Source organism: Pseudomonas sp. MS19 (assembly GCF_013277615.1).
Taxonomy (GTDB): Bacteria; Pseudomonadota; Gammaproteobacteria; order Pseudomonadales; family Pseudomonadaceae; genus Aquipseudomonas; species Aquipseudomonas marincola.
Genome location: NZ_VBTO01000027.1, coordinates 23392 through 37773 on the forward strand (window position 1 = coordinate 23392; position 14382 = coordinate 37773).

The 14382-nt window shown below is 57.3% G+C and carries 9 protein-coding genes; 2 read left to right on the top strand and 7 right to left on the bottom strand.

Going from position 1 to position 14382, the window contains the following annotated elements; genetic code table 11:
• Positions 1-171: 171 nt before the first annotated feature.
• On the top strand, positions 172-1104 hold the full coding sequence (locus FEZ62_RS20525; protein WP_345940460.1) for a YeeE/YedE thiosulfate transporter family protein: 933 nt from the start codon (positions 172-174) through the stop codon (positions 1102-1104).
• A gap of 5 nt (positions 1105-1109) precedes the next feature.
• Here the strand turns inward: FEZ62_RS20525 and FEZ62_RS20530 are convergent, their stop codons facing one another.
• From FEZ62_RS20530 to FEZ62_RS20555, 6 genes are all read right to left on the bottom strand, one after another.
• Positions 1110-1844: an SDR family oxidoreductase gene (locus tag FEZ62_RS20530; protein ID WP_172929638.1), complete on the bottom strand. Its 735-nt coding sequence runs from the start codon at positions 1842-1844 to the stop codon at positions 1110-1112.
• 228 nt (positions 1845-2072) lie between these two features.
• On the bottom strand, positions 2073-3566 hold the full coding sequence (locus FEZ62_RS20535; RefSeq protein ID WP_172929639.1) for an efflux transporter outer membrane subunit: 1494 nt from the start codon (positions 3564-3566) through the stop codon (positions 2073-2075).
• Complete coding sequence (locus FEZ62_RS20540) at positions 3563-6670, bottom strand: efflux RND transporter permease subunit (protein WP_172929640.1); 3108 nt, start codon at positions 6668-6670, stop codon at positions 3563-3565. The genes FEZ62_RS20535 and FEZ62_RS20540 overlap by 4 nt, the downstream gene beginning before the upstream one ends.
• Positions 6667-9765, bottom strand: a complete 3099-nt coding sequence (locus tag FEZ62_RS20545) for an MdtB/MuxB family multidrug efflux RND transporter permease subunit (protein WP_069900359.1) — start codon at positions 9763-9765, stop codon at positions 6667-6669. The genes FEZ62_RS20540 and FEZ62_RS20545 overlap by 4 nt, the downstream gene beginning before the upstream one ends.
• Positions 9762-11024: an MdtA/MuxA family multidrug efflux RND transporter periplasmic adaptor subunit gene (locus FEZ62_RS20550; protein ID WP_172929641.1), complete on the bottom strand. Its 1263-nt coding sequence runs from the start codon at positions 11022-11024 to the stop codon at positions 9762-9764. Before FEZ62_RS20550 ends, FEZ62_RS20545 begins: the two co-directional genes overlap by 4 nt.
• Positions 11025-11206: 182 nt before the next feature.
• Positions 11207-12121, bottom strand: a complete 915-nt coding sequence (locus FEZ62_RS20555) for a LysR substrate-binding domain-containing protein (protein WP_172929642.1) — start codon at positions 12119-12121, stop codon at positions 11207-11209.
• Positions 12122-12235: 114 nt separating this feature from the next.
• Between FEZ62_RS20555 and FEZ62_RS20560 the strand changes: the two genes are divergently transcribed.
• Entirely contained in the window at positions 12236-13231 is a 996-nt protein-coding gene (locus FEZ62_RS20560) for an aldo/keto reductase (RefSeq protein WP_172929643.1), read from the top strand.
• 435 nt (positions 13232-13666) lie between these two features.
• Here FEZ62_RS20560 and tpx read toward each other — a convergent pair whose 3' ends face one another.
• Positions 13667-14164 carry a thiol peroxidase gene (gene tpx / locus FEZ62_RS20565; RefSeq protein ID WP_069900355.1) on the bottom strand — a complete coding sequence of 166 codons (498 nt, stop codon included), beginning with the start codon at positions 14162-14164 and terminating at the stop codon, positions 13667-13669.
• Between the last annotated feature and the right edge of the window lie 218 nt (positions 14165-14382).

The following is a 14382-nucleotide window of genomic DNA, read 5'->3' on the forward strand; positions in this document are numbered from 1 at the left end:
CGCCGGTTGAAACTGGCGTTTTGCGCGAAAAATTACCACCTTTAGTTGGGTTTTACCTCGGCAGTTATCGATTGAAACTGCACATGCTTGGCCGGTTTTGTAACGGCCGAGCCGCGGCCTAGTCCAATGAGTCACCTAAATCAGATAGCCGCCAGAACGCCGAGGTTTATTGTGCTTATCCCCCTGACCCTGGCCTTCCTTATCGGCTGGATCTCACAACGCATGGGTTTATGCCTGGTCGCAGCAATCACCATGCTGCTGTATCGCCGGCCCACGCTGTTCGTCGCATTGATCACCTGTGGTTTGTTCGGTTTGCTGCTGACCCCGTTGTTCCATCTGCTCAATGTGTCGCAGCCTTACTACCAGCCGGTCACGCCGCTGTATCTGCTGATTATCGGCGGACTGCTGTTTGGTATCAGTTCTGTGCTCAACGACGGTTGCAGCGTCGGCACATTGACCAAGTTGGCGCGTGGCGATATCAGCAAGATCATGACCATTATCGGCTGGGTGATTGGTATTGTTCTTTGGCGTACGCTGAGCCAGTTCCCCGCAGAAAAGATGGCGCAAATGCCTTCGCCGACCGCGACTAATTACCTTTTGGCGTTCGCGTTAGTCGTGGCCAGTTTGAGCATTTTGATTCGCTATCAGCGCGAAAAACACTTTGTCGGCCTGAGCATCCTGCTTGGCTTACTCACCAGCAGCCTGTTTACCTTCGAGCCGCAATGGGCGCCTAGTCTATTGTTCTATGACATTGCCCATGGCATCTGGAGCCAGGGCACATGGCCGATCAGCATGCTGCGAATAGGCGTTTTCGGCGTCATGCTGCTGGGCATGTTCAGCTTCACCCTTTACCGTAAAACCTTCGACTATCAGGCGCTGAATCCGGGGCGTGGCGGCCAGTACCTGCTCGCGGGAATCATCATGGGCGCGAGTGCCTCGATGATGATCGGCGGCAATGATTCGCAGATACTGTTGGTATTCCCAACCCTGACACTGACAACCACCCTGCCCCTCGCCTCCGTTTGTATCGGTATCGTGCTGGCGCTACAGGTCAAAAAGGGCTTCAATCGACGCCGTAATCTGCGTGACAAAGCAGCAGCTTGAGCCGCTTATACGATCCCGCCATTTACCCGCACGGTTTGGCCGTTGATCCAGCGCCCTTCATCGCTCACCAGAAATGCCACCGCATTGGCGATGTCATCAGGACTGCCCAGCCGCTCAAGCGGGGATTGCGCCGTTAGTGCGGCAATCTGCTCATCACTCTTGCCGTTAAAGAACAACTCGGTGGCGGTCGGCCCCGGGGCGATTGCATTGACGCATATGTTGCGCCCGCGCAACTCCTTGGCAAATATCTGGGTGAACGCCTCAACTGCCGCCTTGGAAGCGGCATACACCGAGTAGCCAGGCAGCGCCAAGCTGACCACGCTGGTCGAGAAATTAACGATACGGCCACCATCGCGCATACGCTTGGCTGCCAGGCGCAGGGTGTTGAATGTGCCTTTGGTATTGATCGCGAAAATTCGCTGATACAAGGCGTCGTCGGTTTCGCCGAGGGGTACATTGCCGGGTTGAATGATCCCGGCGTTATTGACCAGTACATCCACCGCCCCGTAAACCTCTTGCGCCTGATCGAATAGCGCCTCCACCGCGGCGCTGTCACTGACATCAGCCAGCACCGGATAAGCGTGCCCACCCGCGCTGCGAATTTCACTGACAACAGATTCTGCTGCCTCAGGGTTCGAGGCGTAATTGACGATTACGCTCAGGCCATCGGCGGCAAGACGTTTGGCGATAGCCGCACCGATGCCGCGCGATGCTCCGGTGACAATAGCGACTCTGCTCATGACAACTCCAACGCAGCAGCCTGGCGTGAGCACGGCCGCTGCACACTCAGAATATGTAAGTGCTCACTGTGATCGGTATAGCCCGAAACCACAGAGCGCTTACGACCGGCTATCCAGAAATCGTCGAAATGGGCCGTCATTAAGTCGGGCGGCAACTAACCAGTGGCAACCGACACTTCCAAATGGCTAATCAGACGCGGGCGCGCTACTTCATAATAAAACTGAGGATTACTCCTCAGCATTCTGCTCTGCTTGCAATTGCTCAACCTGCCAGCCACCGCCCAACGCCGCGATCAACTGTACGCTGGCAGTCAGGCGGCTGCCCAGCAAGGTCAAGTTGTTACGTTCATTGTTCAACGCCGTGGCCTGTACGGTAACCACGCTGTTGTAATCAACGGTGCCGGCCTTGTACTGGTTTTCCAGCGAACGCAGGGCATGGCGCGCCGCATCGAGCGCTTGCTGCTGCACCACCGACTCTTGTTCCATCACCCGCAGTTGCACCAGATAGTCTTCAACCTCGCGGAAACTGTCGAGTACGGTTTGCCGGTATTGCGCCACAGTCTGGTCATACACCGCCTCACTGCGATCGACCTCGGCGCTGCGTGCGCCGGCATCAAACAAGGTCACAGCCAGTTGCGGCCCAATCGACCAGAAGCGGTTGGGCATGGTGAACCAGTCGGCATAGCTGCTGCTGCGATAACCGCCAGATCCTGAGATCGTCAGATCAGGAAACCACGCCGCTTCAGCTACGCCAATATCGGCATTGGCCGACATGACCCGGCGTTCAGAAGCGGCGACATCCGGGCGCCGTTCGAGCAACTGTGACGGCATCACTGTTGGCACCATCGGCAATTGCGGCACCGCATTCTCACGGCTGGCGATGCTCAACTCGCTCGGGGTAACGCCGACCAACACCGCAATGGCATGCTCAAGCTGAGCACGTTGCCATTTCAGATCGATGGCTTGCGCCTCGGTACTTTTCAGCTGGGTCAGTGCCTGGCTGACATCTGATTTCGGCACAATCCCGGCGTTGTACTGGTTTTGCGTGAGCTTGAGCGCGCGGGCATAGGCGCTCACGGTTTGATCAAGCAAACGCTGCTGCTCATCCAGCACCCGCATTTGCAGGTAGGTTTGCACCAACTCGGCTTGCAGGCTGAGTTTCAGCGCGGCCAAATCGGCGGCGCTGGCTTCAAAACCAGCCTTGCTCGACTCCAGTTGGCGGCGCAGCTTGCCCCAGATATCCAGCTCCCAGGCAGCATTCAAGGTGGCGCTATGGGTTTTCGAAATGGTGGCGGCATTGCCGCCGCTGACACTGATGCCGTCGGATGTGCTCAGGGCGCTGTCGCCGCCGCCCTGCCCCGCACGCGTAAGCCCAACGCCGGCGCCAATGGTTGGGTAGAACGAGGCACGGGCGCCGCGCACCAAAGCCTGGGCCTGACGATACTGAGCCTCTGAGGCCGCCAGATTCTGGTTCGACACGTTCAGCCGACCCACCAACTGGTTCAACTCTGCATCAGCATAGATCTGCCACCACTCACCACGACTGTAGGCATCGCTCGGCGTTGCGGCCTTCCAGCCAACGGCTTGCTTGAACTGAGCAGGCGTGTTGATTTCCGGGCGCTCATAGTCCGGGCCAATGGCGCACGCACTTAATGCAAGGCTCAGTGTGAGTAAGCTCAGGGCACGCGGCAATGCGGGGCAAGTGTTCAGCAACAGGCTCATAGTGGTGTTTCCAAGGCAGCATCTGTCTTCACGCCCCGCCAGCGGTTAACCCGGTGACGCAGACGATCAAAATAAAGGTATACGACCGGCGTGGTGTACAGCGTCAGCAGTTGGCTGAGAATCAGGCCGCCGACGATGGTAATCCCGAGCGGCTTGCGCAATTCGGAACCTTCGGCGCTGCTCATTACCAGCGGTAAAGCGCCGAGAATCGCCGCGAGCGTGGTCATCATGATTGGCCGAAAGCGCAGCAAACAGGCGCGGCGGATCGACTCGTAAGGGCTCAGGTTATTCTGGCGCTCCAGTTGCAGCGCCATGTCGATCATTAGAATCGCGTTCTTCTTGACCACACCAATCAGCAGGAACAGGCCTAACAGCGAGATCAGGCTGAATTCAGTATTCAGCAACTCCAGCGCCAACAGCGCGCCGACTCCCGCCGACGGCAACGTCGAAAGGATGGTCAATGGGTGCACATAGCTCTCGTAGAGCACGCCGAGAATGATATAGACCACGCCCAGCGCCAACAGAATCATCAGCGGCTGATTCTTCTGCGTCTCCTGAAACGCTGCGCCCGTCCCGCTAAGCATGCCCTGTACTTCTGTCGGCAAGTTCAGCCGCGAGACGGCTCTGTCTATCGCAACTGTTGCCTGCTCAAGCGTCACGCCTTCCGCGAGCGAGAAACCGATGTTCTCCGAGGCGAACTGACCTTGATGGTTTACCCGATCTTCCTCCAGGCTGCGTTCCCAACGGGCTACCGCCGAAAGCGGAACCCGCTGGCCGTCACTGGTTATCAACTTGACCTGATCCAGCGCTTCGGGGTGCTGGGCATATTGCGGTTTGACTTCCATCACCACGCTGTACTGGTTGAGGCTGTCGTAGATGGTCGAAACCTGGCGTTGGCTGAACGAGTTGTTCAGAACGCTGGTAATCAGGCTCATGTCGATGCCAAGGCGTTTGGCCATGTCGCGATCCACCACCAGACGAATCTGCTGCGCACCCTCATTCTCTTTGGCGTCGATGTCGGTAAGTTCTGGCAAGGCACGCAAGGAGTCACGCACTTTTGGCATCCAGGTACGCAGTTGCTCCAGATCACCAGAGAGCAGCATGTACTCGTTATCCGAGCTACGGCCCTGACGCCCGCCAATCTGCAAATCCTGATCCGGCATCAGGAACAGGCGGCCACCGGCAATTTTCGGCACATCCTTGCGCAGCCGGTTAATCACCGCTTGCGAGGAGATCTTGCGCTCTTTTACCGGTTTCAGGCGCACGATGATAAAGGCGTTGTTGATGCCACCCGAACCACCGATAAAACCCGCAACGCTGTCGACTGCCGGGTCTTTGAGAATGGCCCGGCGATAAACCTCCATCTTCGGCTGCATGACCTGAAACGACAGGCCGTCATCACCGCGGATAAAGCCGATTAACTGACCGGTATCCTGCTGAGGCAGAAAGGTTTTCGGCACGCTGACAAACAGGAAAATATTCAGGGCGATGGTGGCAAACAAACTGAACAGCATCAGCAGCGAATGGCGGAGAGCCCAGTCGAGGCTGCGCTGATAGATGGCCAATATCCCCGCGCCGAAGCGTTCGAACATACGCTGTAACGGGCCGTTGTTCGGCTCGGTGTCTTCGGCGCGCAGCCAACGGGCACAGAGCATTGGCGTCAGTGTCAGCGAGACGATCAGGGAGATGACAATCGCCACCGCCAGCGTGATCGAGAACTCGCGGAACAGGCTCTCGACCAGGCCGCCCATGAACAGGATCGAAATGAACACCGCCACCAGCGACAGGTTCATCGACAGCAAGGTGAAGCCGACTTCACGCGCGCCCTTGAACGCAGCGGCCATAGGCTTTTCGCCCGCTTCGATATGCCGGGAAATATTCTCCAGCACCACGATGGCATCATCCACCACCAGCCCCGTGGCCAGAATCAGCGCCATCAACGACAGGTTGTTCAACGAGAAGCCAAGCAGGTACATCGCGGCAAATGTGCCGACCAGTGAAACCGGTACTGCCAGCGCTGGAATCAGCGACGCGCGCCACCGCCCGAGGAAGCAGTAAACCACCATGATCACCAGCGCTACGGCGATCAGCAGCGTGCGTTCAGCTTCGTGCAAGGTGGCGCGAATGACTGGCGAGCGATCCATCGCGACCTGCAGATCAACGCTGGCCGGTATGATCGCGCGCAAGCCGGGTAATTCACTGCGAATGCCTTCGATGGTTTCGATGATGTTGGCGCCCGTCTGGCGATTGACCACCAGCAACACCGCGCTTTGATCATTGTAAAAGCCGCTGTTGTAGCGATCTTCGACGTCATCCTTGATGGTCGCAACGTCACCCAAACGCACTGCCGCACCGTCTTGATAACGGATAATGGTTGGCACGTAATCAGCAGCCTTTTCGAGCTGATCGCTGGCCTTGATCTGCCAGTGCTTGTCTGCATCTTCAACAGAGCCTTTGGGCCGTTTGGCGTTGGCGCTGGTGATTGCAGTGCGCACATCATCCAGTGCCAGGCCGTACTGATCGAGCAGGCGTGGCTCCAGTGATACTCGCACTGCCGGCAGTGAGCTGCCGCCAATCTGCACTTCACCCACGCCGATAACCTGCGCGAGTTTTTGCGCGATCACGGTGGACGCTACGTCATACAACTGGCCTTTGCTGAGCACATCCGACGATAACGCCAAAACCATGATCGGTGCTTGCGACGGATTGATCTTGCGGTACGTCGGCATGCTGCGCATCCCGCTTGGCAAGAGGTCTCGCGCAGCATTGATTGCCGCCTGCACTTCACGCGCCGCGGCGTTGATGTCGCGGCCCAGATCGAACTGAATCATGATCCGCGTGCTGCCCTGGCTGCTGCGGCTGTTCATCTGACTGATGCCGGCAATCGTGCCCAGCGAACGCTCAAGCGGTGTGGCCACGGTTGATGCCATGATCTGCGGGCTGGCGCCTGGCAATGTGGCATCGACGGTAATCACCGGGAAATCCATGTCCGGCAGTGGCGCTACAGCCAACAGGCCATAGCAGACGCCACCGAGCAGGATGATTGCCAGGCTGAGCAACATGGTCGCCACGGGACGGCGAATGAACGGGGCCGATAGATTCATAGTGCAGCCGGCGCTCCGGCAGCGCTACGACCGGTAAAGCGTCGGGCCATACGGTCGAAGTAGAGGTAAATAACCGGCGTGGTGAACAGCGTCAGTATCTGGCTCAGCAGCAAGCCGCCGACCATCACCAGCCCGAGTGGCTGACGCAGTTCTGCACCGGAACCTGTGGCCAGCATCAGCGGTACAGCACCGAACAGCGCCGCCAGGGTTGTCATCAGAATCGGCCGGAAACGCAGCAAGGCGGCTTGATAGATCGCCTCCTCCGGCCCCATGCCCTGATTGCGCTCAGCATCGAGGGCGAAGTCGATCATCATGATCGCGTTCTTCTTGACGATACCGATCAGCAAAATGATGCCGATAATCGCAATAAGGCCCAGGTCATTGCCGGTTAAAAGCAGCGCCAACAAAGCGCCCACGCCCGCCGATGGCAATGTCGAGAGAATCGTGATCGGGTGGATGTAACTCTCGTAGAGCACGCCAAGCACGATGTACATGGTTACCACTGCCGCCAGAATCAGCAGCAAGGTGCTCGAAAGCGACGCCTGGAATGCCTGCGCCGCGCCCTGAAACTCGATCTGCACGCCAGCCGGGACACCAATATCGGCTTTGACCTGCTCGATCACTTTCACCGCATCGCCAAGGGCAACGCCTTCAGCAAGGTTGAACGACAGAGTAGCCGCCGGGAATTGGCCTATGTGGTTGATCAGCAAGCTGGTGGCGCGCTGCTCGATGTGTGCCAGTGATGACAGCGGAATCTGCTGGCCATCGCTCGTCGCCACATGAATCTCGCGTAACGCGGCTGGGCCGATACTGCCGGCGTTGGCACTTTCGAGCACCACGCGGTATTGGCTGGCCTGGGTATAGATGGTCGAGATCTGGCGCTGGCCGAAGGCGTCGTAGAGAGCATCGTCGATGTCGGCCACGCTGACGCCGAGGCGTCCGGCTATATCGCGGTCGATGTCTACGTAGACTTGCAGACCACGGTTTTGCAGGTCACTGGCAACGTCTGCCAACTCAGGCTGTTCGCGCAGCGCGCTCACCAGTTTCGGCACCCACTCTTCAAGCAGGGCCAGATCCGGAGACTCCATGCTGAACTGATACTGCGTACGGCTGATGCGATCCTCGATAGTCAGATCCTGCACCGGCTGCAGATACAGCTCAATGCCCGGCACTTTCGCAAGCTCGGGACGCAGGCGGTTGATGACCTGGCTGGCCGTGAGATCGCGCTCGCCGTGTGGTTTCAGATTGATCAACATGCGACCGCTGTTCAGCGTCGGGTTGTCACCGTCCACACCAATGTAAGAAGACAAGCTGCTGACCGCCGGATCTTCCAGAATCACCGCTGCCAGACGCTGCTGACGTTCACTCATGGCGCTGAATGAAACCGCTTGCGGCGCCTCGGAAATTCCCTGGATAACGCCCGTGTCCTGCACTGGGAAGAAACCTTTAGGCACTGCCAGATACAACAGCACGGTCAACACCAGCGTGCCAATCGCCACCAGCAACGTCAGCGCCTGATGCTTGAGCACCCATTGCAAACCACGCCCGTAATGCGCAATCAGCGTGTCGATGAACTGGCCGCTGGCCTTGTAGAAACGCCCCTGCTTCTCCTCTGGCTCATGTTTGAGCAGGCGCGCGCACATCATCGGCGTCAGCGTCAGCGAGATCACCAGCGAGATCAGAATGGCCACAGCCAGGGTGATGGCAAACTCACGGAACAAACGCCCGACCACATCGGCCATGAACAGCAGCGGGATCAGCACTGCAATCAGCGAGATGGTCAGCGATATCAGGGTAAAACCAATTTGCTTGGCCCCTTTCAGCGCGGCATTCAGCGGCGTCTCACCCGCCTCCAGGTGACGGGCAATGTTTTCGAGCATGACGATGGCGTCATCGACCACGAAACCCGTGGCAATGGTCAGCGCCATCAGCGTCAGGTTGTTGATGGTGAAACCGGCCAGGTACATCACGCCAAAACTGCCGATCAACGACAGCGGCACGACTATCGACGGAATAATAGTGGCCGACAATTTGCGCAGGAACAGGAATGTAACCAGTACCACCAACATGATGGCCAGGAACATCTCGTGCTGGACGTCGGTAACAGCTGCGCGGATGGTTTGCGTTCGGTCAGTCAGCACCTGCACATCGACACTGGCCGGCAACCCTTCTGTGAGGTTGGGCAGCAGCTTCTGAATGCGGTCGACCACATCAATCACGTTGGCGCCGGGCTGGCGTTGCACGTTGAGCAGAATGGTCTTGTTCAGGTTGGCCCACGCCGCCAAACGCTGGTTCTCGGCACCGTCGACAATCGTGGCGACATCCTTGAGGCGCAGCGTTGCACCGTCGGCGTAGGTCAGAATCAGGTTACGGTACTGGTCTACCGAGATCAGTTGATCGTTGGCATCAAGCTGCGAAACGCGGGTAGGACCGTCGAAGTTGCCCTTGGGCTGATTGACGTTACTGGCGGTAATCAGCGAACGGATATCCGATAAGTTCAGACCATAAGACGCCAGCGCTTCGGGGTTCACCCGAATCCGTACCGCCGGGCGCTGGCCGCCTGCCATCGAGACCAGGCCAACCCCTGTGGTTTGTGCGAGCTTTTGCGCGAGGCGCGTATCGACCAGGTCGTTGACCTCGGTCAGCGGCATGGTTTTCGAGCTGATTGCCAGCGTCATCACCGGCGTATCGGCCGGGTTCACCTTGTTGTACACCGGCGGTGCCGGCAGATCATTCGGCAGCAAGTTGGTGGCCGCATTGATCGCGGCCTGCACTTCTTGCTCGGCAACATCGAGCTTGATCTCAAGGTTAAAGCGCAAGGCAATCACCGAGGCGCCGCCGGAGCTGGTCGAAGACATCTGCTTGAGCCCGGCCATTTGTCCGAACTGGCGTTCAAGCGGCGCGGTCACGGCGCTGGTCATCACATCGGGGCTGGCGCCCGGATACAGGGTGATTACCCGAATAGTCGGGTAATCCACTTCCGGCAGTGCGGACACCGGCAGCAAGCGATAGGCGATCAGGCCGCTGAGGAAAATCGCCAGCATGATCAGCGTAGTGGCGACCGGCCTGAGGATAAACAGGCGCGAGGTATTCATGCGTCTTTCTTCTGCCGATTGCCACGTTCTTCGCCGTCACGCCGCGCTTTATTGCGTGGCACATCGGCCTTGGGTTGGGCTGCAGCGGCTTGAGGATCATCGCTGATCACCTCAACCACATTGCCTTCGCGCAAGCGATCGGTGCCTTCTACCACCAAACGCTCACCGGCTTTGACACCGCTCTCGATCAGGGTGATTTCGCCATTGCTCGGGCCTTCCTGAACCGGACGAATCTGAATCTTGTCATCGCCATCGACCACGTAAACAAACGGGCCTTTTGAGCCAAACTGCAACGCGGCTGCTGGAATCAGCGTGGCCTGCTTGCGGGTATCAACGCGCAAACGCACGTTGACGAACTGATTGGGGAACAGCATCTCGTCAGCATTGGTAAAGCGCGCCTTGAGTTTCACCGTGCCCGTGGTGGTATCAATCAGGTTATCCAGGCTTTCGAGCTTGCCTTCGGCCAGCAAGGTCTTCTCGCTTCTGTCCCAGGCCTCGACCATAAGCTCCTGACCGGCACGATAAGGTTTGAGCACGGCTGGCAGATCGCCTTCGGGCAAAGTGAACACCACCGCTATCGGCGTGGTTTCGGTAATCACCACAATCGGCGTGCTGTCGCCCGAGGTAATCAAGTTACCGACGTCGACCTGACGCAAGCCCAAACGACCGGAAATCGGCGCACGCACCTGAGTGAAACTCAGGTCCAGCTTGGCCTGAGCGACAGCGGCCTGATTGGTCTTTAGCGTGCCACGATACTGATTGACCAGCGCTTGCTGGGTGTCGAGGGTTTGCTTGGCAATCGAGTCTTCTGCATAAAGGCCGGTGTAGCGGGACAGATCGATCTGCGCATTCTTCAGTAGCGCCTGATTCTCCTGCTGGGCGCCCTGAGCTTGTTGAAGCGCCACTTCGTAGCTGCGCGGATCGATCACCGCGAGCACATCGCCCTGCTTGACCTTTTGCCCATCGCTGAACAGCAGTTTGACCAGTTGCCCGTCAACCTGGCTTTTGACGTTGACCGTGTTGTAAGCCGTCACCGTGCCCAGCGCTTTGAGTTCCACCGGGTAGTCGCCCTGCTCGACTGTCGCCACGCGAACCGGCACCGGGCCCATATCGCCAAAGCGACCGCCGCCGCCTTTGGCAGCCGGTTTAGCCGGCCAGAACCACCAGATAAGGGCAATGATTGCCACCAGTAAAACAACACCAATCAGCCATTGCCTGCGTTGATTAGAAGAACGGGTGGTCAAATTTGTATCGGACATAAGTCAGGTCGCTTCTATGAAGATGCTGAACGATAAGCACTATCACTAATATTGGAAAGTCTCTTTACCGGAGATTTACCTTTGCCATCATTCGCTAAGCCTATGAGACAGCGCGAAAAAAAGCCCGCAGGCCGTTTCTGACAAGGTTACAGATCATGTCGCAGAACGGGGTAAACAGGTTTCTAGATTTTCGGTTGATACAGCTCGGCATCGGTAAAGACTTCAACCAGCCAGTCTACCCAGACCCGAACCCGTCGCGATAACTGGCGTTGCGCAGGGTAAAGCGCAGTCAGTGGCATGGCTCGCGGCCTGTACTCAGGCAGAATTTCACGCAACTTGCCGGCTTGCACATGTTGGTGCAGGTGATAGTAAGGCGCCTGAATAATCCCCAGCCCTGCAACACAGGCGGCCACATAAGCTTCAGCATTGTTCACACTCACTGCACCCGGCAGATACCGCTCGTTGATCTCCCCTGCTTCAGTGAATTCGAAAGCAAAGGTTTTGCCATTCAATGCCGAGTAGAAATTTACAGCCTGATGACCGGCCAGTTGTGCGAGGTCCAGCGGTTCACCGTAGCGCTCAATATACTCGGCACTGGCGCAGGTGATTTGCGGTAACTGCGCCAAGGGGCGCGAGACCAGATTGATGTCGTGCACGTTACCGGCGCGCACCACGCAATCGATGCCCTCGCGGACCAGATCGACCGGGCGGTCGCCAGTGCCGATTTCCAGCTCGATCTGCGGATAGCGCTGACAAAAATCACTCAGCCGTGGAATCACAATCCGGTGGCCAATCGACGCGGGAAGATCCACCCGCAACTTGCCCTGCGGATGACTGCGGGCGTGGGCGAAACAGTTTTCGGTGTCTTCCAGATCGGCCAGCAGCCGGATGCAGTGTTCGTAATACGCCTGCCCATCGGCCGTGGTACTGACCTGTCGAGTGGTGCGTTGCAGCAACTGAACGCCCAGGTGTCGCTCCAGCTGTTTGATCAACTGAGTGACTGTGGCGCGAGGCAACCCAAGGCTGTCAGCCGCTTTGCCGAATCCTCCGACCTGAACGATTCGGGTAAACACTTGCATGGCTTGAAAGCGGTCCACAGCAGCCTACCTATTATTCAATAATGGCAAACAGTGTATGTAATTTTTGCGGGTTTATCCTGCTCATGAAAACACTGAAACTGACTCCATCGCATCCAACCACTGGAGCCTCTGATGAAACAACGACAACTGGGTAGCAACGGCCCGCTGGTCTCGGCGCTGGGTTTGGGTTGCATGGGCATGAGCGATTTCTATGTCACAGGCCTGCATGAACAGGAGTCTATCGCCACGTTGCATCTGGCGCTTGAAATGGGCATCAACCTGCTCGACACCGCCGATGCGTATGGCCCACATACTAATGAGCTGCTGCTGGGCAAAGCCCTCAAAGGTAAGCGTGAGCAAGCCTTTATCGCCACCAAGTTCGGCTTGCTGCGCGATGCTGAAAATCCGCATAAGCGCGGCGTAAGTGGTCGTCCAGAATATATTCGCCAGGCGATTGAAGGCAGCCTGCAGCGCCTCGACACTGACTATGTAGATCTGTATTACCAGCACCGGATTGATCCCGAAGTGCCGATTGAAGAATCCGTCGGCGCAATGGCGCAGCTCGTCAGTGAAGGCAAGGTGCGTTATATCGGCTTGAGTGAGGTTGATCCTGCAACGCTTGCACGGGCGCACAAGGTGCACCCGATTACCGCCGTGCAGAGTGAATATTCATTGTGGACGCGTGATCCTGAGAGTAATGGGGTTTTGGCAAAATGCCGGGAATTGGGCGTTGGCTTTGTTCCCTACAGCCCGCTGGGGCGTGGCTTTTTAACCGGCGCACTTAAATCACCGGAAGACTTTGCCGAAGACGATTACCGGCGTTTTACACCGCGGTTTCAAGGCGAGAACTTCCAGCGAAATCTGCAATTAGTGGCGCAAATCGAGAAAATGGCGGCGGATAAAGGCGTGCAACCTTCCCAACTGGCATTGGCCTGGGTGCTTGCTCAAGGTGATGACATCGTGCCGATCCCCGGAGCCAAGCGCCGGCGTTATCTGCAAGCCAATTGTGCGGCGCTGGATATTTCCCTGAGCGCGGATGAGCTGGCGGCGATAAACGCCATCTTCTCCGCCGACGCCGTGGCCGGAGATCGATACAGCGCCGAGTCGATGGCGATGGTGAGTTTGTGATCCAGCGGTGATTCGTTCGGCGTGATTACGTCATGACGGATTGCCCCGTCGGGGCTATCCATCCTCCAGTTGGGTTTGGCGTGCACCGGATAAACAAAACCCACACGGAGGATGGATAAACCGCAGGTTAATCCGTCATTGCGGTTCACAAGATAACCCACGGCTCGGTGGTGGTGTTGAGTTTGGAATCCGGCGGTAATTTGTTCGGCGTGATTGCGTTATGACGGATTGCCCCGCCGGGGCTATCCATCCTCCGGTTGGGTTCGGCGGACACCGGATAAACATAACCCACACGGAGGATGGATAAACCGCAGGTTAATCCGTCATCGCGATTTCCGGGATAACGTACGGCTCGATGCGGCTGCCTACAATCTGGCGGCGTAACGCATAACGGCCTCATTAAGAGGCCGTTATGCGTTGAGCAGGAAAGCGCTATTACAGGGCTGCGAGGGCGGCGCTGTAGTCCGGCTCGGTGCCGATTTCAGCTACCAGTTCGCTGTGCAGGACTTTATCGTTTTCATCGAGTACGACAACGGCGCGAGCTGCAACGCCCGCCAATGGGCCGTCTACCAGAGCAACGCCGTAGTTCTTGAGGAACTCGGTGCCGCGCATGGTCGACAGGCTCACCACGTTTTCCAGACCTTCAGCGCCGCAGAAACGGGCTTGGGCGAATGGCAGGTCAGCCGAGATGCACAGCACCACCGTATTATCCAGGCCGCTTGCTTCGGTGTTGAATTTACGTACCGAAGTCGCGCAGGTCGGGGTATCAACACTTGGGAAAATGTTCAGTACTTTACGCTTGCCAGCCATGCTGCTCAGGCTGATGTCAGACAAGTCAGTGCCGACCAGCTGGAACGCAGGCGCTTGCTGACCGACTTGTGGCAGCTGGCCATCAACTGTTACCGGGTTGCCACGCAGAGTTACTTGAGCCATGGAAATAACCTCTTTACTGAGTGAATGTGTACATCTTCAAGCGTTGCCTGATTTAAACAGGCTACGCAAAAAAAAGCTCCCTAAACGGGTAATGCTGTTCACTTAAGCATTTGTATCTAGGTCGGGGTTTAAAGAAAATCCGATACCAGTTTTCTGGTATCGGATTTTTTATGCCCATTCAGCAGCAATTGCTCGAGCTCGGCGATCTTTTCAACTTC